The organism is Microcystis protocystis FBCC-A270 (assembly GCF_050500235.1).
Taxonomy (GTDB): Bacteria; Cyanobacteriota; Cyanobacteriia; order Cyanobacteriales; family Microcystaceae; genus Microcystis; species Microcystis ichthyoblabe_A.
The window spans coordinates 3,780,869-3,800,390 of record NZ_CP191407.1; the positions used below are offsets into that span (position 1 = coordinate 3,780,869).

At 41.9% G+C, this 19,522-nt stretch carries 22 protein-coding genes and 1 pseudogene; 15 read left to right on the forward strand and 8 right to left on the reverse strand.

All coding sequences use genetic code 11. From position 1 onward, the window contains the following. Nucleotides 1–68 precede the first annotated feature (68 nt). On the reverse strand, nucleotides 69–470 hold the full coding sequence (locus tag ACQY1X_RS18360) for a hypothetical protein (protein ID WP_008206040.1): 402 nt from the start codon (nucleotides 468–470) through the stop codon (nucleotides 69–71). Between the two features lie 211 nt (nucleotides 471–681). On the opposite strand from ACQY1X_RS18360, the gene ACQY1X_RS18365 reads away from it, so the two are divergent. Then, nucleotides 682–807 (forward strand): hypothetical protein, encoded by a 126-nt coding sequence (locus ACQY1X_RS18365; protein WP_256377565.1) that lies wholly within the window; start codon nucleotides 682–684, stop codon nucleotides 805–807. Here ACQY1X_RS18365 and ACQY1X_RS18370 read toward each other — a convergent pair. The 4 genes from ACQY1X_RS18370 to bchL form a co-directional block, all read right to left on the reverse strand. Beyond that, nucleotides 804–1,607, reverse strand: coding sequence for a nucleoside phosphorylase (locus tag ACQY1X_RS18370; RefSeq protein WP_430013299.1), 804 nt, complete (start codon nucleotides 1,605–1,607; stop codon nucleotides 804–806). The genes ACQY1X_RS18365 and ACQY1X_RS18370 overlap by 4 nt on opposite strands. A gap of 77 nt (nucleotides 1,608–1,684) precedes the next feature. Then, nucleotides 1,685–3,085: a ferredoxin:protochlorophyllide reductase (ATP-dependent) subunit N gene (locus ACQY1X_RS18375; RefSeq protein WP_002773285.1), complete on the reverse strand. Its 1,401-nt coding sequence runs from the start codon at nucleotides 3,083–3,085 to the stop codon at nucleotides 1,685–1,687. A 16-nt stretch (nucleotides 3,086–3,101) separates the two neighbouring features. Next, nucleotides 3,102–3,866 (reverse strand): DUF5331 domain-containing protein, encoded by a 765-nt coding sequence (locus ACQY1X_RS18380; RefSeq protein ID WP_430014986.1) that lies wholly within the window; start codon nucleotides 3,864–3,866, stop codon nucleotides 3,102–3,104. 230 nt (nucleotides 3,867–4,096) lie between these two features. Next, nucleotides 4,097–4,966, reverse strand: a complete 870-nt coding sequence (gene bchL, locus ACQY1X_RS18385) for a ferredoxin:protochlorophyllide reductase (ATP-dependent) iron-sulfur ATP-binding protein (protein ID WP_002735653.1) — start codon at nucleotides 4,964–4,966, stop codon at nucleotides 4,097–4,099. Between the two features lie 458 nt (nucleotides 4,967–5,424). Here bchL and ACQY1X_RS18390 point away from each other — a divergent pair, with 458 nt between their 5' ends. The 5 genes from ACQY1X_RS18390 to ACQY1X_RS18410 all read left to right on the forward strand — a co-directional run bounded on the left by ACQY1X_RS18390 (nucleotide 5,425) and on the right by ACQY1X_RS18410 (nucleotide 7,378). Further along, nucleotides 5,425–6,270 (forward strand): hypothetical protein, encoded by an 846-nt coding sequence (locus tag ACQY1X_RS18390; RefSeq protein ID WP_002751527.1) that lies wholly within the window; start codon nucleotides 5,425–5,427, stop codon nucleotides 6,268–6,270. Nucleotides 6,271–6,274: 4 nt separating this feature from the next. After that, nucleotides 6,275–6,460, forward strand: coding sequence for a hypothetical protein (locus tag ACQY1X_RS18395; protein ID WP_002766362.1), 186 nt, complete (start codon nucleotides 6,275–6,277; stop codon nucleotides 6,458–6,460). Between the two features lie 80 nt (nucleotides 6,461–6,540). Next, nucleotides 6,541–6,720, forward strand: coding sequence for a type II toxin-antitoxin system RelE family toxin (locus ACQY1X_RS18400; RefSeq protein WP_430014987.1), 180 nt, complete (start codon nucleotides 6,541–6,543; stop codon nucleotides 6,718–6,720). Nucleotides 6,721–6,840: 120 nt separating this feature from the next. Next, the gene (locus ACQY1X_RS18405; protein ID WP_002790980.1) at nucleotides 6,841–7,023 is read left to right on the forward strand and encodes a hypothetical protein; all 183 of its coding nucleotides are present in this window, start codon (nucleotides 6,841–6,843) and stop codon (nucleotides 7,021–7,023) included. Continuing rightward, nucleotides 7,010–7,378: an STAS/SEC14 domain-containing protein gene (locus ACQY1X_RS18410; RefSeq protein WP_002738247.1), complete on the forward strand. Its 369-nt coding sequence runs from the start codon at nucleotides 7,010–7,012 to the stop codon at nucleotides 7,376–7,378. Before ACQY1X_RS18405 ends, ACQY1X_RS18410 begins: the two co-directional genes overlap by 14 nt. A 484-nt stretch (nucleotides 7,379–7,862) precedes the next feature. On the opposite strand, the gene ACQY1X_RS18415 is transcribed toward ACQY1X_RS18410, so the two are convergent. Continuing rightward, nucleotides 7,863–8,804: a DUF1517 domain-containing protein gene (locus ACQY1X_RS18415; RefSeq protein ID WP_130756245.1), complete on the reverse strand. Its 942-nt coding sequence runs from the start codon at nucleotides 8,802–8,804 to the stop codon at nucleotides 7,863–7,865. Nucleotides 8,805–9,019: 215 nt separating this feature from the next. Between ACQY1X_RS18415 and ACQY1X_RS18420 the strand changes: the two genes are divergently transcribed. Further along, entirely contained in the window at nucleotides 9,020–10,309 is a 1,290-nt protein-coding gene (locus ACQY1X_RS18420) for a phosphopantothenoylcysteine decarboxylase (protein WP_430015747.1), read from the forward strand. 43 nt (nucleotides 10,310–10,352) lie between these two features. Next, nucleotides 10,353–10,652, forward strand: a complete 300-nt coding sequence (locus ACQY1X_RS18425) for a 2Fe-2S iron-sulfur cluster-binding protein (RefSeq protein ID WP_430013303.1) — start codon at nucleotides 10,353–10,355, stop codon at nucleotides 10,650–10,652. Nucleotides 10,653–10,715: 63 nt separating this feature from the next. Here the strand turns inward: ACQY1X_RS18425 and psbQ are convergent, their stop codons facing one another. Further along, a complete protein-coding gene (gene psbQ / locus ACQY1X_RS18430) occupies nucleotides 10,716–11,156 on the reverse strand; it encodes a photosystem II protein PsbQ (protein ID WP_002737745.1) in 441 nt (146 codons plus the stop codon). Between the two features lie 241 nt (nucleotides 11,157–11,397). Further along, nucleotides 11,398–12,531, reverse strand: a complete 1,134-nt coding sequence (locus tag ACQY1X_RS18435) for an FAD-dependent oxidoreductase (RefSeq protein WP_149107473.1) — start codon at nucleotides 12,529–12,531, stop codon at nucleotides 11,398–11,400. A 219-nt stretch (nucleotides 12,532–12,750) separates the two neighbouring features. Here ACQY1X_RS18435 and phaA point away from each other — a divergent pair, with 219 nt between their 5' ends. The 7 genes and pseudogenes from phaA to chlP all read left to right on the forward strand — a co-directional run bounded on the left by phaA (nucleotide 12,751) and on the right by chlP (nucleotide 19,070). Then, nucleotides 12,751–13,941, forward strand: a complete 1,191-nt coding sequence (gene phaA / locus ACQY1X_RS18440) for an acetyl-CoA acetyltransferase PhaA (RefSeq protein WP_149107474.1) — start codon at nucleotides 12,751–12,753, stop codon at nucleotides 13,939–13,941. A gap of 12 nt (nucleotides 13,942–13,953) precedes the next feature. Beyond that, on the forward strand, nucleotides 13,954–14,670 hold the full coding sequence (phaB, locus tag ACQY1X_RS18445) for an acetoacetyl-CoA reductase PhaB (protein ID WP_002751543.1): 717 nt from the start codon (nucleotides 13,954–13,956) through the stop codon (nucleotides 14,668–14,670). A gap of 149 nt (nucleotides 14,671–14,819) precedes the next feature. Next, nucleotides 14,820–15,071 (forward strand): annotated as a pseudogene (locus ACQY1X_RS18450) (BrnT family toxin); the annotation flags it as partial. Continuing rightward, complete coding sequence (locus tag ACQY1X_RS18455) at nucleotides 15,055–15,267, forward strand: hypothetical protein (protein WP_002784823.1); 213 nt, start codon at nucleotides 15,055–15,057, stop codon at nucleotides 15,265–15,267. The pseudogene ACQY1X_RS18450 and the gene ACQY1X_RS18455, both read left to right, overlap by 17 nt. An 80-nt stretch (nucleotides 15,268–15,347) precedes the next feature. Beyond that, nucleotides 15,348–16,343, forward strand: coding sequence for a class III poly(R)-hydroxyalkanoic acid synthase subunit PhaE (gene phaE / locus ACQY1X_RS18460; protein ID WP_002751547.1), 996 nt, complete (start codon nucleotides 15,348–15,350; stop codon nucleotides 16,341–16,343). A 166-nt stretch (nucleotides 16,344–16,509) separates the two neighbouring features. Beyond that, complete coding sequence (locus ACQY1X_RS18465) at nucleotides 16,510–17,604, forward strand: class III poly(R)-hydroxyalkanoic acid synthase subunit PhaC (RefSeq protein ID WP_002737173.1); 1,095 nt, start codon at nucleotides 16,510–16,512, stop codon at nucleotides 17,602–17,604. Nucleotides 17,605–17,852: 248 nt separating this feature from the next. Next, a complete protein-coding gene (chlP, locus tag ACQY1X_RS18470; protein ID WP_002751549.1) occupies nucleotides 17,853–19,070 on the forward strand; it encodes a geranylgeranyl reductase in 1,218 nt (405 codons plus the stop codon). Nucleotides 19,071–19,522: the final 452 nt, after the last annotated feature.

Genomic DNA, 19,522 nt, shown 5'->3' on the forward strand with positions numbered 1-19,522 from the left:
TTGAGAATACAATTAAGTTGAGGTATTCTCCCCCCTTTTTAAGGGGTGTTGGGGGGGATCACTTTGATTTAAGAATCAGGATAATTTTGACAAAATTTATCCAGTCCTTGATCCTGAATATAAACAGCAACTATAGCAGATAAAATTCCCGCGACTTGCGGAGGACACATCAAATATCCTACAATAATACCTGTTAAAGTAGGGATAAGTGCGGGTAAATATTTTTCTCGCAACTTCGGTTGACAAATAGAATCCCGACATTTATTAAGAACAATAACAAACCAACGAAAATCAGCATTATCTTCTACCCCTTCAATCCCGTTACGAGTGGCAATAGACTCAGCAGCATCTGCTAAATCTCCCTCCCATTCCTCAATAACATCAAGTGCAATTAAAGCGTTCTCATTGTCCGCAAATTGAATACGGTACTGAGCAATTTTTTCCGGTGTTAACTGCGTTGCGTCTGACATAATATGATTCTTAAAGCTAAAACCAATTTTTTCCCATTATCTCACCTTATAATCGTCTCGTCGCTAAAGGTTTTGACTTTACCGATGACAAGTTAATCCGGTCAAAATTAGCTTAGAAGACTAAGAATAAGCGAATTTTTTGGGGTGAGAATTTACTTTTGTCAAAAATTATTACATATTCGCCAAAAAATACACTTTTTTGAGCAAATTAATGTACCCTAATTATACAAGGCGATCAATTATTTTGTCCCAGGAATTACGCGCTAAACTTATCTCCTGTTATCCCGAAAGTCAGGAAAAAGAGGAAGTCTTAATGAAGATGATTTCTGAACATTAATCAATTGAGGATGGGGAGAGGTTGCTAACGGTCAATATTGCCACCTGAATCGCTTTTTCGATAGCCTGTTGTTTGCTTTCTAAACTAATCCCTTCCTCTTTGCTTCTTTCGGCAATCACAGCACAAATACAAGCGGCAGTAAATCCATAAACCCCCGCCATTTTAAATAAAGTTCCCGCTTCCATTTCATAATTGAGAATATTTAAACGTCGATATTCTTCCGTAATTCCCTCTAAGTGACGCTGAAGATAAGGGTTAGCAGAAGACAGGATTCTTTCCTGTCCTTCATAAAAACTATCCACAGAAGCGGTAATACCTACATGATAATTTACTCCCAAAAATTGAGCCGATTTGACTAGAGCAACTGTCAAAAAAGGATCCGCCACTGCGGGATATTCCGGAGGAGCAATATCATTAGCTGCACCTTGCCTACATAAAGCCGCTTGCGAGATAATAATATCACCGATTTTTATTCTATTTTGAATTGCGCCACAAGTACCGATACGAATAATAGTTTTAATTCCCACCTGTATTAATTCATTAACCACAATACTCAAAGATGGCGCACCCATGCCACTGGTAGCCAGAAGAATTGGGGTAGAATTATCTAGATAGCCAAGATAACTATTTAATCCGCGATAATCCGATAGTAAACGTGCATTTTGTAAATAAGTTTCAGCAATATAGCGCGAGCGTTCTGGTTCCCCCGATAATAGGGTGATAGTCGGTTTTACTGTGCCTAAATCCTCACTGCTAAAGTTGAGATGATAGGGTTTTTGGTGAGATAAGTTATTGGACATTGAAGTGAACTAAATACAGAAAAAAGGTAAGGAATTGATTTTCCTTACCTGATGATTGTACACTTTTGACAACAGAATTACACTTTTGCTGACTCTTTAACTAACTTATCCCAACCCAATTCCTTGAGGTTATTGTTGCGACGCAGGGGACGGGTAGCTAACTCTAAAATATCTCGCGCATTGGTAAAACCATGAATTTGAGCAAAAGTAAATTCTACCGACCATTTAGTGTTAATTCCCCGCGCTTCTAAGGGATTTGCATGGGCCATTCCTGTAATTACTAAATCAGGTTTTAACTCGTAAATGCGCTGAATCTGATTGTAGTTATCAGGTTTTTCAATAATTTTCGGGATGGGGACACCCATATCATTACAGGTTTTTTCTAGTAATGCTAATTCGGCCGCTTGGTAGCGTTTATCCATGTAGGGAATACCGATTTCATCACAAGTCATCCCACAGCGAATTAGGAAACGTGCCAGAGAAATTTCTAGTAAATTATCCCCCATAAAGAAGACCGATTTACCGCGCACAAGTTGCAGATAATCCTCTAAACTTTCCCAAATTTTTGCCTCTCTTTCTTCTAATCCCTGCGGTTGTACTCCCAAAACCGAACAGATTTTTTCTATCCAAGCGCGGGTTCCATCCGGACCGATGGGAAAGGGTGCGCCAATTAATTTACACTTACGACGACGCATTAAAGTGGTGGCAGTTCGTGATAGAAAAGGATTGACACCAGCCACATAATAACCTTCTTCAATTACCGGTAATTCAGTAAAACGTTTGGCCGGCAACCAACCATCTATTTTAATTCCTTGTTTTTTTAATTCTAGGGTTAAATTAGTCACAATTGGGTCGGGAACAGAACCAAATAAAACTAAAGGATGATGGTCTTTATATTCCGATTCTTCCTGTTTAATTTCTTCTTTTTTACGTCCAAAAGTTAAGAGTTTCTGGATGGCATTCCGTTCTTCTTTTTCATCTTCATGCTTAACTTTTTCGGGACATTTATGCACCATGGAAGCGAGGACGGTATCTTCGCCTTGGGTAAAGGCATAATCTAAACCATTAGCGCGTGCTGTCACGATAGGAATACCGATTTCTGACTCTAGTTTCGGTGCTAATCCTTCTAAGTCCATTTTGATAATTTCGGTGGTACAAGTACCAATAAAAACGATAACGCTAGGGTTTCTATCTCGTTTAATTTGTAAGCAGAGGCGTTTTAGTTCTTCGTAGTCTTTTAGTTGAGCGGAAATATCCCCTTCTTCTAATTCGGCCATAGCATAACGTGGTTCGGCGAAAATCATCACCCCCATAGCATTTTGCAGGAAGTAACCACAGGTTTTTGTGCCGATAACAAGGAAGAAACTATCTTCGATTTTTTGGTATAACCAAGCAACACAGCTAATCGGACAAAAGGTGTGATAGTTGCCGGTTTCACAATCAAATTGTAAAGCGCTCGGTTCTTGAGTGGCAGTCATGTTTTTTGGTTCTCCTTTAACTTGGTTTATTTAGGTTTTCTTGTTGTAACTCTTGGCGGATTTTTTGCAGTACAGGATCCTCAGTAGGATATAAAGAATTACTTAATTCTCTTTCTTTCTTTTCTAGTCGTTTTTTCTCAGGATCAAAATTTAATCCTAAAACTTCTAGAAGTTTGTTTCCATCGGAACTAAGCTGACAAAAGGGATACATCCACACTGATAATTGAGATTCTAAAACGGTCATTGCACCTATAATGATGTCAGCACTAGGACGTTTACCACCGTCGGGAGTTTTTCGCCACGAATCTTTAGAATCCATTAAAGACTTAATCCACGGTTGATTGTTTTGGTAGTAATCTAACCATTTATCTGGTAAGATTTTTAGCAATTCCTCAAAAATAATTACTTTGTTTTTTTCGACTGATAATTGTTTTTCTCGGAATCCGTTGAGATATTCAGTGTGCGAATTAGAAATCAGTAATTCTTTTTCCGATTTTTCCAACTCCTTTTTTTCAGAATCAAAATTTAGTCCTAAGACTTCTACCAGTTTGTCCCCATCGGAACTAAGTTGACAAAAGGGATACATCCACACTGATAACTTAGGTTCTAAAGCTGTTGCTGCCGCTATAATTATGTCAGCACTGGGACGTTTACCACCGTCGGGAGTTTTTCGCCACCAGCCTCTAGAATCCATTAAAGACTTAATCCAAGCTTGATTATTTTGGTAGTAATCTAACCATCGCCGCGGTAAGCTGGCTTTTAATTCCTCAAAGTTGCTCATTTTGTCCCCTTGGCTAAATAATGATGTTTTCCCTATTAGAATTCCCAATGAGAGGAAAAAATGATCATTATCAAGTCCTCGATAAAACTTCGTGGGTAGGGTGGGTTAAGTGACGATAAGGTTAGTCTATTAACTAATAAGTTAATTATTCGCCGTAACCCAACCAGAAAAAGAGTTTATTGGTGGTTATTGGTGGGTTACGCTGTCCCTAACCCACCCGACAAAATAATCTAAACCATCATTAGATCTAATTCCGCCTCGGCGTTAACTTTGGGTTTATCAGCATTAAGATAGAAATCCGATAATAAAGTGAATAATTCCCGGTCGGCAGATTCTTTGGGAATAACTCCTTCTGGTTTGGCTAAAATCTGATCGGCAATGTTGAGATAATAGTCACAAACGTAACTTAACATCGGATCTTTGTCGGCCATTTCAAAGAGAGTTTGACCTTTAACTCTGGAGACGCGAATATCTTCAATTAAGGGTAAAACTTCTAACACTGGCATGGGAACATGATCCACATATTTATTAATTAAATCGCGTTTTGAGGTGCGATTACCAATTAATCCGGCTAGTCGCAGGGGATGGGTGCGCGCTTTTTCCCGGACGGAAGCGGCGATGCGATTGGCGGCAAAAAGAGCATCAAAGCCGTTATCTGTGACAATTATGCAGTAATCGGCGTAATTTAAGGGTGCGGCAAATCCTCCACAGACTACATCCCCCAAAACATCAAACAAAATCACGTCAAATTCATCAAAAGCGTTCAATTCTTTTAATAATTTCACCGTCTCCCCGACGACGTAACCGCCACAACCAGCACCGGCCGGGGGGCCTCCCGCTTCTACGCATTTGACTCCACCGTAACCTTCATAGATAACGTCTTCGGGCCAGATGTCTTCGTAGTGAAAATCTTTTTCTTGTAGGGTATCGATGATTGTGGGAATAAGAAAGCCTGTCAGGGTGAAAGTGCTATCATGCTTGGGGTCACAGCCTATTTGTAGGACTTTTTTGCCTCTTTTGGCTAAAGCAGCCGAAATATTACAGCTTGTTGTCGATTTACCGATGCCACCTTTTCCGTAGACTGCGAGTGTTAAAGGCATGGAAGTTCTCCTAAATGTACGCTTGAATGGTGAGTTTGTTTATCAGTGCTTTGATCGCAATTATTGACCATCTCCCCACCCCTTGGCAAGAGGCTCAATTTTTATCTGCTATAGCTAGAGTGAGAATAAAAGCTTAAAAATTAGATTAACAATTTTTTACAGCCTATAAAGTCTCTGAAATCGACAAAAACTTATAAAAACAGTTTTATTTATATATTTAATTTAAATGCAAACAATAAACAAAAAACCGCCAAAGCTTTACAAAAACTCGATAAACAGGGTTTTACCGTGCCAAATCCAGATAAAAAAGGTCAAGATAGAGCCAGTCTAGAGACCGATGTCAGATTTTCGTGAATAATCATTACAATTTTCCCGGTCAGCAGATTAAATAAATCGATCCTGAGAAGGATGCCGAAAGGCTGTAGTACAATTAGAACAAAGTACCTGTAGGGTTTCCTATGCGAGTTAAGCAAAAAACGCTGACTACACTCTTATTAGAGAATAAAGCTCCTAAATATCGTCCTTTTCTGGGTTTTTTTCTGGCTGGGTTTCCTTTTCTGTTTTTAGCCTATGTAGTTTTTTCCCAGCGCGCTTATCTCGACTGCATTCGGTTAGGTACAAAAAGGATAGATTGTCAATATGTCCAAGAGTATAATTTTCCTATTTCTAGTCGGGAAAATTTTTCTTTAACTCACATTAAAGCTACGGCTGTCTATCAGGAAGTTTTTATCAGTGTTGAGCAGGAAAAAACTGTTAATAACGCGGTTTTATTGGTCGGAAGAAATAACCATCTCTACATCGAGAATTTTCTAGATGTGCAGTCAGCTAGTGATTTTAAAACTCGATTTGAGAATTTTGTGAATAGATATCAAGCTCGGGAAATTATTTCCAAAAGTCCCCTAGATACCTTGTCAGCACTGCTAGAACAGCATCATAATTATCCCTATTATCTCTGGGGTATGTTATGCTTATTCTCTGGTCTATTGTTATTTTATGATGCCAGCTATTGGGAGAGTTATGTCTTTAATCAGGGTACCGCCACCCTAACCCGTAGGCGACAACATTTAATTTTTAGAAGTGAAAGCGATTATCTTCTAAAGAGAATTGTTGAGGCAAAGATAGAAGATTACAATGGCTTTTTAGGGTCTAATTACCGAGGGATTATTTTAATCTTATCCAACGGGGAAAAAATTATTCTCAATCGCCGGTTACTGGAATCTATCAGTAACGGAAAAAGGGAAGAAAAAATCCTAGCAATGATTGCCGAAAAGTTAAACTTAACTCAAGAAGACCTGTTAATCTAAGTAAATGCGCTCAAATTCTAGTTATTTAAAGTCTCTTTTTTTCGGTTTCCTATTGGTGACTGTGTTAGTTTATGTATTACGCGGCATGGGAATATTATCCTTTTTACCCGGAGGATTAATTTTGTTATTAATTCTCTCTTCCGTGGTGACGGGAATCCTCTACGGAATCGATAAAACCCGCCGTTTTTAGGAAAATATTGGCTCTTCCTTCCAGTCGAGATACTGGAATCACTTCAACAGAATTAAAATACAAATTATTTGGAGATAGACTTGGCTAATTATATTCTACTCAGACAAGCAGAACGCTCCTTAGAAAGGATGCCTAAAAATGATCAAATTCCTATTCTTGAAGCTTTAGATACTTTGATTTCGGATTCTACAAAATTAGATACTAAACCCCTTTACGGAAGAGATGAACTAAGATTGCGAGTAGATAAATATCGAGTGTGATTTTTTGAAGATAGAGATAACAATCTATAGGTCATTACAACTATTAAACCTCGCGGCGATGTCTATAAATAATACCAGAACTCTTTTCTAGACTGCTGTTTCTCCTTTCGCCATAAGACAGTGATTCACAGAAGTAAGGAGTTTCTGGTGTTTTCCACTGTTTTACCGCTTCTCATGCTTAATATCGTCTTCCATAATGTCGAGGTTATAGCTCGTCTAGTAATTCTGGTGAAACCGTCTATTTGTGATAGCATAGAGTTAGACTTCGACCATTTGGGAGAGGCAAACTATGATAGATTATAATTTAGACGCGGCGCATAGCATTCTCTGTATGCGACCTACATCTGCACTTGCGGCAGAAGATTTTGTCAAGATTGCGGAGGCAGTGGATCCCCACATTGAAGCCACTGGTGGCCTTGCTGGCGTGATCATTGAAGTTCCCGAGTTCACTGGTTGGGATAGTTTTGGTGCCTTGGTCGCCCATTTCCAGCTCATACGCGACCATCACAAGTACGTCAGTAAAGTTGCAGTGGTGACTGATTCCACTCTGGTTAAACTCATCGAAAGTCTGGCTTCCCACTTTGTCTCAGCTGAAGTCAGGCAGTTCCCTTGGGGGGAGACTGAGGTAGCGACCCAATGGATCTTGGGCGGTTCCTGATTCCCTTGCAGTACATTGACATCTCCAGCAATTAACCTCAATCTAGCCTGAATTTTGGAGATGTCTAATAAGTAGTCGTGCAAAATTAATTTCCTAGTCGAGACAGGAGACTCCGAGACGGGAGACGGGAGACAGCTATTAGGGATCGGATTTGAGTTTTCAGTTCACTGTTTCCTCACACCAGAAGTCTGACGGAGTAGTGGCTTAGATGTGTAATTAATTTTGCTTAGGTACTTACCAAATCGGTTTTTAATAGTATGATTGACTGCCAAGTTATGAATTGTTTTTCGCTGCTCCCTGCTCTTCTATGCCTTTTAACAGGATTTAGCCATAATCGGTGGAGTTGTTAGGTTTCCTTCCGAGGGACTAACCTACGAAACTCACCCCATCACCGGCCAATTGATTTTTTTAGCAAACCCTAATCAAAAAATCTCCCCGTAATAAGGGAGATTTTAGCCAATATCTAGAGTTATTCCCCGACAAATTACACTAATTTCAGATCGGGATAATTGGCGAGAATGTCATCTTGACTGAGAATATCACCCTCGCTTTGGGGGGTCCAAATCACTTCTACTGCTAAAAGTCGATCGCCTCCCATACTACCAATTTGTTGCAGGGCTTGTTTCAAGTCTTGGGAATCATTAATTTTGGCTAGAGAAAATTTACCAACAATGCCGGCTAAAATAGTCACCAAAATATAGCCTTCCGGTGCGCTTTTAGCTAATTCCCCAGCCGATTCGGGTAAAATATTTTCTTGAGAACCTTGACGCAGTTGATTATTGTAATTAGTTAAGGTTTCCGCCGTTAGTTTACCGCGTTCGTTAAGAGACCACTGATTAAACTTCGCTTCTGCACTGCTGAGGCTGGTTTGTTGGCAATCGACGTTACCATAAACCCAGTATTCTGGATGACGTAACAGGGCGAGGGCCGATTCTTGTAAGACTTCGACTCGTCCCTCGGAGGTGCTAGTATCGACAGTTAGGGCGATTTGATTTAATTCTTGTTGCAGATAACGGGCATTAGCCAACAAACCCACCTGTACTTTAGCCACGGAGACGGTTTCATAACCGGATTCTATCGTCATACCATTCTCATCACTGCCTCCACCATTACGGAAAGCATTAACGAGGAAATTGGCAATAGCAAAAAAGATTAACAGAGAAATTAAGCCACCGCCACCACCACCCCAAAAGAAGGGTAAGAGGAAGGGAAAACCAATACCTCCACCGTAACCCGGGGAACTGTAACCACCACCTCTAGAAGGGCTAATACTGCGACTAGGGGCGCGAAAACTACCGCCACCCATTCTACCCCCCGATGCCGCTAAAGCACTGGGAATAGAACCGAAAATCAGCGTTGTCACTAATCCTAGAACTAATAACGGCTTGGCAAGCGATCGAACTTTAGTTAAAATTTTGTCAATCATAAGAACACCGAAGCAACCCTTTATTTACTAGCATAACCAGTTTATCGGTCAGGGATAGACAAATCTTGAATAGGGATAACCGAATCAGTTATCAGTGATCAGTTATCAGTTATCAGTTAGAAGGTGTTGGGTATTGAGATTTTAGGGTTTTGGGGTTTTGGGGTTTTTTAGTTGAATTCCCCCATTTCCCCATTTCCCCATTCCCCCATTCCCCCATTCCCCCATTCCCCCATTTCCCCAAATTTATGACTTGGAATTTCTCCCCTCCCACGGATTCGGACTTAGGCGATCGCGAAGTACCCTTAGAAAATCATCATCTCTGGGGTAAAAGGATTGCTTTACTGGTGACAGGAGGGATTGCGGCCATGAAAGCGCCGCTAATTGCCCGATCTTTGCGGAAATTCGGGGCCACAGTCGTGGCTTTTGTCTCGGAAGAAGCTTTAAGATACGTCACTAAGGAAGCTTTGGAATGGAGTACGCTTAATCCCGTAGTTAGTCAATTAACGGCAAAAGCAGAACATTTAAGCGATCAATCTCCCTTTGATCTTTATTTAGTCGCCCCTGCTACCTATAACACGATTAATAAGTTTCGTTACGGAATCGCTGACGGAGTGATCACTTCATGCTTGGCCTCGGCCTTGGGACGACTGGAAAAGGGAAAAACTAAAATTCTGCTCGTCCCCACCATGCACGGCAGTTTACATAATGCTATTCTGAGCGAATCTTTGCAAACTCTCGATCGCTTGGGAGTCGAGATTATGCCACCCCGGGATGATTACGGTAAGCACAATCTCCCCGGGGAAAAAGAGATCACCGTGGCAGCCTGTGGGATTCTCAGTAATTCTGTCCTGAAAAATAGGCCGATTTTAGTCACCGGTGGACCCACACCCGTGATTATCGATAATATTCGTCGTTTAACCAATCGTTTTACTGGACAATTAGGGGCCGCTATTGCAGAAGAATTATACCTGCGCGGGGCAAAGGTGCAGTTAATCCACGGACGGGGCAGCTATACACCCCCCGCTTATTTACCCCATGAAATTATTGAAACTTATGACGAGTATCTAGGGAAGGTTATGGGAGAATTAGAGAGTAAAGATTATAAATTTGGGATTTTTTCGGCGGCAGTGGCAGATTATCGCTTAGAAAGCCCTTTTTCTGGTAAGATTCCCAGTGGAGGGCAGTTAAATCTTAATTTTGTGCCGACGGAAAAAGTGATTGACAAGGTGAGAGAAAATTTTCCCGATTTAGAGATGGTGACTTTCAAGTATCAGGAGGGAGTCAGTCAGGAGGAGTTACTGGAAATCGCCCGCAAACGCCTAGAAAAGGGCTATCAGGCGGTCATTGCTAATAGGGGTGAGGAAAAGGGCGATCAAGGGGAACAGGTGGCTTATTTGGTCACAAAAGCGGCACTGGGGAAATTTATCGGTAAAAAAGCGATCGCTATTGCCATCGCCGAATATTTAGAAGAGCGAGCCAAAAATGTTACAATCAAAAAAATTTAATATTTTTTAATATTAATTTGCAAAAATTTAGGGTAATACAGTCATGGGTAACATCAACTTCGTCAAAGAGAATAAGATCGTGGTAGCGGCAGATGGAGCGAATTTACGAGAGAAAGCAGTCCAGAATGGCGTTGATATCTACACTTTTAGCGGTAAATTGATGAATTGTGGCGGTTACGGTCAGTGCGGTACTTGTATAGTGGCAATTGTCGAGGGAATGGAAAATCTCTCGGTCAAAACCGACTTTGAGCAGCGCTGTCTGAAGAAAAAACCCGAAAATTATCGTTTAGCCTGTCAAACCATGGTTAATGGCCCGATCAGCGTCCAAACTAAACCAAAATAGCACTTATCGGTTTTTTAGCTGCGGCCCGATCGGTGATCACCGATCACCGATCACTGATACAAACTAACTAGGAACAATATTTAAGAAAGCATCGAAGTCTTTTAATGCTTCTTGGAATTGATTAGCAGCAAGACTAGCATCTTTTTCTTTGGCTGCCGCATCGATACGTTCAAAGTGAACGAAAAGATTTTTCGCTAACTGCTTGGCTTTTTCTTGGTCTTTGGGCAGTAAATTACGGGATAATCCTACCATTTCCTGACGCAATTGCCCCAAAGGGCCGTGGATATAGGTGCGAGTATCTACCCAATTTTTGTCAGCGATGAGGTCTTGCAAAACGCTCATTTTTTGGCGAAATCCTTCTATGGGTTGGATGTAAACCTGTAACTGTTCGATTTTTTGGGGACTATAGACGGTGGGGATAGTTGCTTGGGGACCACTGCAACTAACCAGCAGGGTAGTAACTAGGACTAAAACTAGGGAAATAATCGAGCGAAGACGTGGCATTGGTTTATATGTACTATTTAACAAACTATTGACGTTCTCTCCCTTAACCAGTCAAGGTATCGGGACGATTTTTACTTTATCAGGTTGTGGGATTCCCAAATCAGATTTTACTCCCAACGGCCTTGACAGTAACTCGGTGCTATTGGACGATAATCAGCAATTTTGCCTCTGATCCCCCCTTAATCCCCCCTCCTTGATAAGGGGGGTGTCTGATAATTTTTAACACCTACCTACTTATTAACTAGAGCTTATCAAATTGTCTCATAAAAGCTCGATCGATCCGATCTTTCCATAACCATAATAACGGTGATTGCCAGCCAAAACCGCCCCAAGATGCGATCGCTTTTTGGTCTCCTGTGCCGATTAAACTCAGATAATTTTTCTGGGGAAAATAGGGTTTTAGGGGCTGATTTTGCAGAATTCTTGCTAAATTATCGAACAGGGGTTTTCCTTGTCGGACGGCAAAAACTCCCGCTTTCGGACGGGGATAATCTGGAATCGTGGCAATATCTCCCACGGCAAAAATATGGGGATGGGAAAGAGATTGCAGATAATTATTCACTAAAATAAACCCTTTTTCATCTGTCAGTAATCCTGACGCTTTTATCCAACTAGGGGCCGAGGCAGCCGTTACCCAAATTGTATAATCCATCGGTAAAACTAACCCCGATGAACAGATAATCTGGTCTGCTTGCACTGCCGTCACATCCGTTGATAAATATAATCTAATTCCCCTTTGTTTAAAAATATTCTCCAAACGTTGACCGACCCAATTATTATGGGCTGATAGGAGTTTTTTTCCTCGATGAATTAGAGATAAATTCAAATTACTGCTAGAGTTGAGAATTTTGGCCAAACGGGACTGCATATTTAAAGCTAATTCAACTCCGCCCGCGCCACCACCAACAATGACGATATTTAGAGTATTATTAGGGTTACTAACCGCTTTTTTGAGTATTTCTTGCCATCCTTCCCGAAAAATCGGCACGGGTTTGGCGGGGATAGCGTACTCTTTAGCACCGATAACATTATCCACTGCCGGAATGCTGCCGATATCGATCGAGAGATAATCAAAGGGAATCGGTGAAGAATTATGACAAATTACTTGACATTTTTCCGTATCTATGAAATTAGCCTTGTCTAAACAGAATTGCGCTTGAGAATACCTAGCTAGAGAAGGTAAATCGATATGAGTCTCGGCAAAATCATAAAAACCGGCGATGTGGCCGGGTAACATTCCCGAATAGGGGGTATGGGTGACATCGCTAATTAAAGTTAATTGAACGTTTTTTAGGGGTGATTGCCCCCAAAGACGAAGGGCGATCGCATGACTATGGCCACCACCGATAAAAACTAGGCGCTTGACTAAATCCATAAAAAAAGGGGATTGCTGCCGGAAAAGTTAAATTCTAATGAATATATCTTCTGACACAGAAATTCTGTTGCAAAATCGAGAGTAGATAGACAAAAACTCAAGGCATCGAGGCCAGGAACTTTTAACCAATGACAGTCAATTGGGATTTTGATCTTTTCGGACTCGATATTCTTAAGTAAATTCTATCTATTATCTTCGCTTCCCAATAGAGAGAAGTCTATGCAAGAAGTTTATATCGTGGCCGCTGTCCGGACTCCAATTGGTCGTTTTGGTGGGGGATTAATCGGATTATCCCCGGCCGATTTAGGGGCAACAGTGATGAAATCTGCCCTAGAAATCGCTAATTTGCCCCCAGAAGCCCTAGATTTGTACATTTTCGGCAATGTTTTGGGATCGGGTCATGGTCAGTTAATCCCCCGACAAGCGGCGATTAAAGCGGGAATTCCCGTAAGCGTGGACGGATATCGGGTGGATATGGTTTGTTCTTCCGGAATGATTGCCGTTAGTAACGCTGCCACCTCAATTCGCGCCGGAGAAGCGGATCTCGTCCTCGCTGGTGGTATTGAATCCATGTCCCAAACTGGCTTTTTTCTCTCCCATCGGGCCCGGTGGGGTTATAAATTCCTTATGGGTGCGCCGGAACAATTAACCGACCTATTACTACACGATGGCCTAACCGATGCTACCACGACTGAGGGCATGGGTTCCCAAGTCGATCGCCTCTGTCTCGATCGCGGGGTTTCTCGGCAAGCATTAGACGAAATTGCCGCCTTATCCCACCAAAGAGCGGCCACAGCCACAGAAAAAGGCTGGTTTAATGGCGAAATCGTGCCAATTGAGCTTAAATCTAAGAAAGGTTCCACAATTCTTGATCAAGATGAGGGTATTCGTTCCGATAGTACCCCGGAAGGTTTAGGAAAACTGCGGCCAGCTTTTAATCCGTCGGGAGTTTTAACCGCAGGGAATAGTAGTCAGATTTCCGATGGGGCTGCCGCTATCCTTTTAGCCAGTCAAAAAGCTGTGGATCAGTACGGTTTAAAACCAATTGCCAAAATCCTTGGCGGCGCTGTGGGTGCTGGCAAAACCGATCGCTTCCCAGAATTCCCCGTCCTCGCGGTGAAAAAATTACTGGCATCTCTCAATAAAACGATCGAAGATTTCGATTTAGTGGAAAATAACGAAGCTTTTGCCTTAAATAATCTGCTTTTTGAGATGGATCTGGGGTTAGCGAGGGAAAAACAAAACGTTCACGGTGGTGCGATCGCCTTGGGTCATCCCATCGGTGCTTCCGGTGCGCGGATTCTGGTGACGTTAATTAACGCGTTGAAAGTACAGGATAAAACCCTGGGTATGGCGGCCATCTGTCATGGGACCGGTGGCGGAACAGCGATCGCAATTGAAAGAGTTTAGGAGGAAAAAGCTATGGTATCTCTCGGACTAGAGGAGAAAGTTATCGTCGTTACCGGCGGAAATCGAGGCATTGGGGCGGCTATTGTCTCTCTTTTGATAGATTTGGGGGCCAAGGTGGCTTACACGGATTTAGTCGCCGATAATCCCCAGGGTTTAGGCATTGTCGCCGACGTGACTAAGTTGGAATCCATGGAAGCGGCAGCTCAACAAATTGAAGCGGAATTGGGACCGGTTTACGGTATCGTCGCTAACGCGGGGATTACCAGAGATAACTTTTTCCCTAAATTAACGCCGCTAGATTGGGATTTAGTGATTAATGTCAACTTAAAAGGGGTTAATCACACGATTAAGCCGTTTATTGAGGGAATGTATGAACGACAAGCGGGATCGATCGTTTGTATTAGTTCTATTTCCGGTGATCGCGGTAATGCCGGCCAAACTAATTACGCGGCTACAAAAGCGGCAGTTATCGGTTTAGTCAAATCCTTAGCGCGAGAAGCTGCCCGTTATAATATTCGCGCCAATGCGATCGCACCGGGGTTTATTAACACGGAAATGACTTTAGCGATTCCCGATAAAGTTCGCGATAAAATCACCGCCGAAATTCCCTGTCGTCGCTTCGGTGAACCCGCAGATATCGCCTGGGCAACTGCCTATTTACTCTCTCCTGTTGCCAGCAGTTATGTCTCTGGAGAAGTCCTTAGAGTTAATGGGGCCCATCACACCTAATCAGTTATCAGTTATCAGTTATCAGTTATCAGTTATCAGTGGGTAAGTTATCAGTTATCTAATTCAAAGATGGAGAATGTGTTTGTTATTGTCCCCGCTAACTTGCTTGATGGTAGCATAAATCTATGAAATTTTAATGGGATCAAGACAAGGCAAATAACAACATCAAAAAACATAGTATATCTTTTGAAGAAGCAGTGACCGTATTTGGGGCTCCATTGGCCGTAACGATTTTAGATCCCGATCATTCAGTGGGTGAGTTTCGTTTTCTGACGATAGGACAGTCAAAATCACAAAAGCTGTTAGTCATATCCCATAAAGAAAGAGAAAATGAGATTCGCTTAATTAGCGCCCGTTTAGCTAGTAAACAGGAGAGAAAAAATTATGAATCAGGAGTCTGAAGAAACGGTTAATGACGAGATGCGAACTGAATATGACTTTTCTGGTGGTATTCGTGGCAAATATTATCAAGCTTATCGACAGGCTAGTAATGTGATAATTCTCGATCCCGATGTGGCGGAAATTTTTCAAGATTCAGCCTCAGTCAATGAAGCGTTAAGATTACTAGCAAAAATTGCCAAGTCTGGAAAAATATGACTTATCGGTTATCAGTTATCGGGTGTAGAGTGGGTTAGTAAACTAGCGAAATCAGCGTTATAAGGAAAAGGGCAAAAATAATGGATAAACCGACACAAGCTTGGAGTGAGATGGCCACCGATTACGTCAATCTTTGGACAGAAACCGGGGCAAAAATGTGGTCAAGTTGGTTTGATATGATGGGAGCGATACCGACTCCTATGGGCAATATTAAACCAGAATTACAAGAGGCAACCCAGCGCTATTTTGATAATCGGGATTTATTGATCAAATTCCTAAAATTATCGATGGAAGCTTGGGAAAGTATCTTCCCGAAAATGCAAACAGGAGAAGACTGGCAAACAATTTTAGATAATTATACCCAACAGATGCGCGGTCAACTGAATAGTTTTACTACTACCACTTCCCAAAGTAGTCAAGATGTCAGTCAACTATGGACAATTTACCTGCAACAATTACAAAGTCTCAATCATTTATGGTTCGATCCTTTCGTCCTGTCAAATGACACAATAACCAAAGCTTGGTTAGGTAACACTTCTTCCTTGATCGAACTCAATAATATCTATTGGCAGAAGTTTTATGATGAGACTTTTGGCCAATGGTTACAGATGCCTTTATTGGGATTGCCACGAGAATTTAACCGCAAATTACTCGATAGTTTTGAAACTTGGCGCGTTCTTTATCAAGCTAGTATTAACTATCAAATTGTGCTGGCTGATATTCAAGTTAAATCCTTTGAAGCTTTAACTAAAAAATTAGTTTTCTTAGCAGAAAAAGGTCAACCTGTCAAGGATTGGCGAGAATTTCAAGATGTGTGGAGTGTCGTTGCTGATGATATTTTTGAAAAGGCTTTTTGTCAACCAGAAAACCTAAAAGTAAGGGGAAAATTTATTAATTCCCTCAATGATTATCGCCTCAAACAGCAGGATTTAATGGAAATTTACCTGCGCTCAATGAATCTGCCTACCCGCAGCGAAGTCGATGAAATTCATCGGACTATCTATGAATTACGCAAAGAGGTAAAAAGTCTCAAAAAAGCTTTAGGAGAAAAAAAAGAAACAGAAAGTAACAATTAGTTAATTGTGCTTGACAATCAGTTATCAGTTATCAGTTATCGGATTGCAGTTTTCAGTATATAGTGTTAGGTAAAAACTTCGGAACTTTCTTTTCACTGATTACTGTTTACTGTTCACTGCTCACTAAAAAATCCCCACTTCCCCAATTCTTTAGGAGAATTAAATTATGTGGCCATTTTTGACGCAAGTAAAACTGGAAGATTTTACCCAAGATTATCTAGAATTAACTCAGAAAAATCTCAAAGGTTTAGACAATCTCAAACGAGTTAAAGAAGAAGATATTGAGTGTGGAGTCTCGGAAAAAGAAGCAGTTTATCGGGAAGATAAAATCATTCTCTACCACTTTAAACCCGTGGTCGAAAAACCCTTCGAGATTCCCTTGCTGATGGTTTATGCTTTGGTCAATCGTCCCTACATGGTAGATTTACAGGAAGGGCGTTCTTTAGTGGCCAATCTGCTGAAATTAGGCTTAGATATCTACTTAATTGATTGGGGATATCCCACCAGAAGCGATCGCTGGTTAACCCTTGATGATTATATCAATGGTTATGTGGATAATTGCGTCGATTTTATTCGTCAAAGTCACCATCTCGACAAAATTAATCTGTTAGGAATCTGTCAGGGGGGAACCTTTAGTTTATGCTATAGTTCCCTCTATCCCGATAAGGTAAAAAATCTGGTGACAATGGTGACACCGGTGGACTTTTATCAAACCGAGACCCTCTTAAATATGCGCGGGGGGTGTTCCTTGGGAGCCGAAGCATTAGACATCGATTTAATGGTAGATACTATGGGCAATATCCCGGGAGATTTTCTCAACTTAGAGTTTCTGGAATTGAAACCTTTGCAGTTAGGTTATCAGAAATACCTCGATTTTCCTGACATCATGGAAGACGAATCAAAATTAGTTAATTTTCTGCGTATGGAAAAATGGATTTTTGATAGTCCCGACCAAGCGGGAGAATCCTATCGACAGTTTCTCAAGGATTTCTATCAGCAAAATAAACTGATTAAAGGGGAAGTGATGTTAGGAGATAAACGGGTAGATTTACATAATCTGACTATGCCAATTCTCAATCTTTACGCGGATAAAGATCACCTTGTCCCTCCCGCTTCTTCCCTCGCTTTAGGGAATTATATCGGTACTTCTGACTATACCGCTTGTGCTTTTCCGGTCGGACATATCGGAATGTATGTCAGTGGCAAAGTGCAACGGGATTTACCCCCCGCTATTAGCGATTGGTTGAAAGCAAGAGCTTAACAATCCTCGCACCTATCCCCTTTTCCAATTTGGGAGAGGGGTTTAGCAGTTTTCTTCTCTATCGGTGTAACACAATACAACACATCGATTAAAAAAAATCTACGGGCAGTAAAATAAACTTTTGTAACAGAGGATGTTAAGCACTGTTGCAAGATCGGGCAGAATCGGAGGATATCGTTCCTTTCGGCTAAACCCCTGTGGTACACTGCAAAGCGTACTCGCTCGTAAGTATGTAGGAGAAAACCTGAGTGTTAAGAGTCGCTGTTGTGGGTTCAGGGCCGGCCGGTTCTTCGGCGGCAGAAACATTAGCTAAAGCAGGCATTGAAACCTATTTATTTGAACGCAAATTAGATAATGCTAAACCCTGTGGTGGAGCGATTCCTCTCTGTATGGTGAGCGAATTTGACCTACCTCCTGAAATTATCGATCGCCGGGTGAGAAAAATGAAAATGATCTCCCCCTCTAACGTCGAAGTCGATATTAATCTCGATAATCAAGACGAATATATCGGAATGTGTCGTCGGGAAGTCCTCGACGGTTTTATGAGAGAACGCGCCCATAAATTAGGAGCGCATTTAATCAACGGAACCGTTTACGGTCTCGACATTCCCACCAATAGCACCGATCCCTATACCCTACACTACGCCGATCACTCCCACGGCAATTCCCAAGGGGAAATGAAATCTCTGAAGGTGGATATGGTTATCGGCGCCGACGGTGCTAATTCTCGCATTGCCAAAGCTATTGATGCCGGGGATTACAACTATGCGATCGCTTTCCAAGAACGCATCCGTCTTCCCCAAGATAAAATGGCCTACTACGAAGATCTGGCCGAAATGTATGTAGGAAAAGACGTATCCCCCGACTTCTACGCTTGGGTATTCCCCAAATACGATCACGTCGCTGTCGGTACTGGCACAATGAAGGTCAATAAAGCCATGATTAAAGACCTACAAGCTGGTATTCGCGCTCGCGCGGCCCGTCGTCTGGAAGGAGGCGAAATCATCCGGGTGGAGGCTCACCCCATCCCCGAACATCCCCGTCCTCGTCGTGTAGTTGGTCGCGTGGCACTGGTGGGAGATGCTGCGGGAACAGTTACTAAGTCTTCGGGAGAAGGCATCTATTTCGCCGCTAAATCGGCGCGGATGTGTGCCGAAACCATTGTCGAAGTCACCAACGGCGGCCAACGTATTCCCACAGAGGACGAGTTAAAACTCTACCTCAAGCGTTGGGATAAGAAATACGGTATGACCTATCTGGTATTAGATATCCTGCAACGGGTTTTCTACCGTACCGATGCCACCCGGGAAGCTTTTGTGGAAATGTGTTCCGATAAGGATGTACAGAAGATGACTTTTGACAGTTATCTCTATAAAACCGTTGTTCCCGCTAATCCTCTCGTACAGATGAAGATTACCGCTAAAACCATCGGTTCTCTCCTGCGCGGTAACGCTTTAGCTCCTTAAAATCAATGTGATAACCGGAAAACCCAATCTCCCCATAGCGGTGGTTGGGTTTTCTTTTGGGTTGTCCCTTCTTGTCTTCTCTAATTCGGGTTTGCTGAATAAATTTGAAATGTAGGCAAAGTAAAGGTTTTGGGGCTTTTCTCGCGAAACAGGTGCAAGATTTTGAGAGAATCGTCGTTCAAAACCTTGCGTCTTCATCGGCCCGCGTCCTGTAGGGGCGAAGCATTCGGACAATAACCTATCGGTGAAAAGGTAGATTTTCTATCCGAATGCTTCGCCCGTACTTATTCAGCAAACCCTAATTCAAATAAAAATGCCGAAAAAATATTTGATAAGCTGTTAAGCAATTTAAATGCGCGGGCAGCTGACAGTACAGTTTATGCCCTTTTGTTAAAGGGGAAGTCAAGATAGATGGTGTAAATGCGCTACTATTTAATGGCAAAGCCGTCCTC

Excerpts from the sequence above, each read along its gene's own strand:
- ACQY1X_RS18360 (WP_008206040.1), bottom strand. The coding sequence starts at position 470 with ATGTCAGACGCAACGCAGTTAACACCGGAAAAAATTGCTCAGTACCGT.
- ACQY1X_RS18365 (WP_256377565.1), top strand. The coding sequence starts at position 682 with ATGTACCCTAATTATACAAGGCGATCAATTATTTTGTCCCAGGAATTA.
- ACQY1X_RS18370 (WP_430013299.1), bottom strand. The coding sequence starts at position 1,607 with ATGTCCAATAACTTATCTCACCAAAAACCCTATCATCTCAACTTTAGC.
- ACQY1X_RS18375 (WP_002773285.1), bottom strand. The coding sequence starts at position 3,085 with ATGACTGCCACTCAAGAACCGAGCGCTTTACAATTTGATTGTGAAACC.
- ACQY1X_RS18380 (WP_430014986.1), bottom strand. The coding sequence starts at position 3,866 with ATGAGCAACTTTGAGGAATTAAAAGCCAGCTTACCGCGGCGATGGTTA.
- bchL (WP_002735653.1), bottom strand. The coding sequence starts at position 4,966 with ATGCCTTTAACACTCGCAGTCTACGGAAAAGGTGGCATCGGTAAATCG.
- ACQY1X_RS18390 (WP_002751527.1), top strand. The coding sequence starts at position 5,425 with ATGCGAGTTAAGCAAAAAACGCTGACTACACTCTTATTAGAGAATAAA.
- ACQY1X_RS18395 (WP_002766362.1), top strand. The coding sequence starts at position 6,275 with ATGCGCTCAAATTCTAGTTATTTAAAGTCTCTTTTTTTCGGTTTCCTA.
- ACQY1X_RS18410 (WP_002738247.1), top strand. The coding sequence starts at position 7,010 with ATGATAGATTATAATTTAGACGCGGCGCATAGCATTCTCTGTATGCGA.
- ACQY1X_RS18415 (WP_130756245.1), bottom strand. The coding sequence starts at position 8,804 with ATGATTGACAAAATTTTAACTAAAGTTCGATCGCTTGCCAAGCCGTTA.
- ACQY1X_RS18425 (WP_430013303.1), top strand. The coding sequence starts at position 10,353 with ATGGGTAACATCAACTTCGTCAAAGAGAATAAGATCGTGGTAGCGGCA.
- psbQ (WP_002737745.1), bottom strand. The coding sequence starts at position 11,156 with ATGCCACGTCTTCGCTCGATTATTTCCCTAGTTTTAGTCCTAGTTACT.
- ACQY1X_RS18435 (WP_149107473.1), bottom strand. The coding sequence starts at position 12,531 with ATGGATTTAGTCAAGCGCCTAGTTTTTATCGGTGGTGGCCATAGTCAT.
- phaA (WP_149107474.1), top strand. The coding sequence starts at position 12,751 with ATGCAAGAAGTTTATATCGTGGCCGCTGTCCGGACTCCAATTGGTCGT.
- phaB (WP_002751543.1), top strand. The coding sequence starts at position 13,954 with ATGGTATCTCTCGGACTAGAGGAGAAAGTTATCGTCGTTACCGGCGGA.
- ACQY1X_RS18455 (WP_002784823.1), top strand. The coding sequence starts at position 15,055 with ATGAATCAGGAGTCTGAAGAAACGGTTAATGACGAGATGCGAACTGAA.
- phaE (WP_002751547.1), top strand. The coding sequence starts at position 15,348 with ATGGATAAACCGACACAAGCTTGGAGTGAGATGGCCACCGATTACGTC.
- ACQY1X_RS18465 (WP_002737173.1), top strand. The coding sequence starts at position 16,510 with ATGTGGCCATTTTTGACGCAAGTAAAACTGGAAGATTTTACCCAAGAT.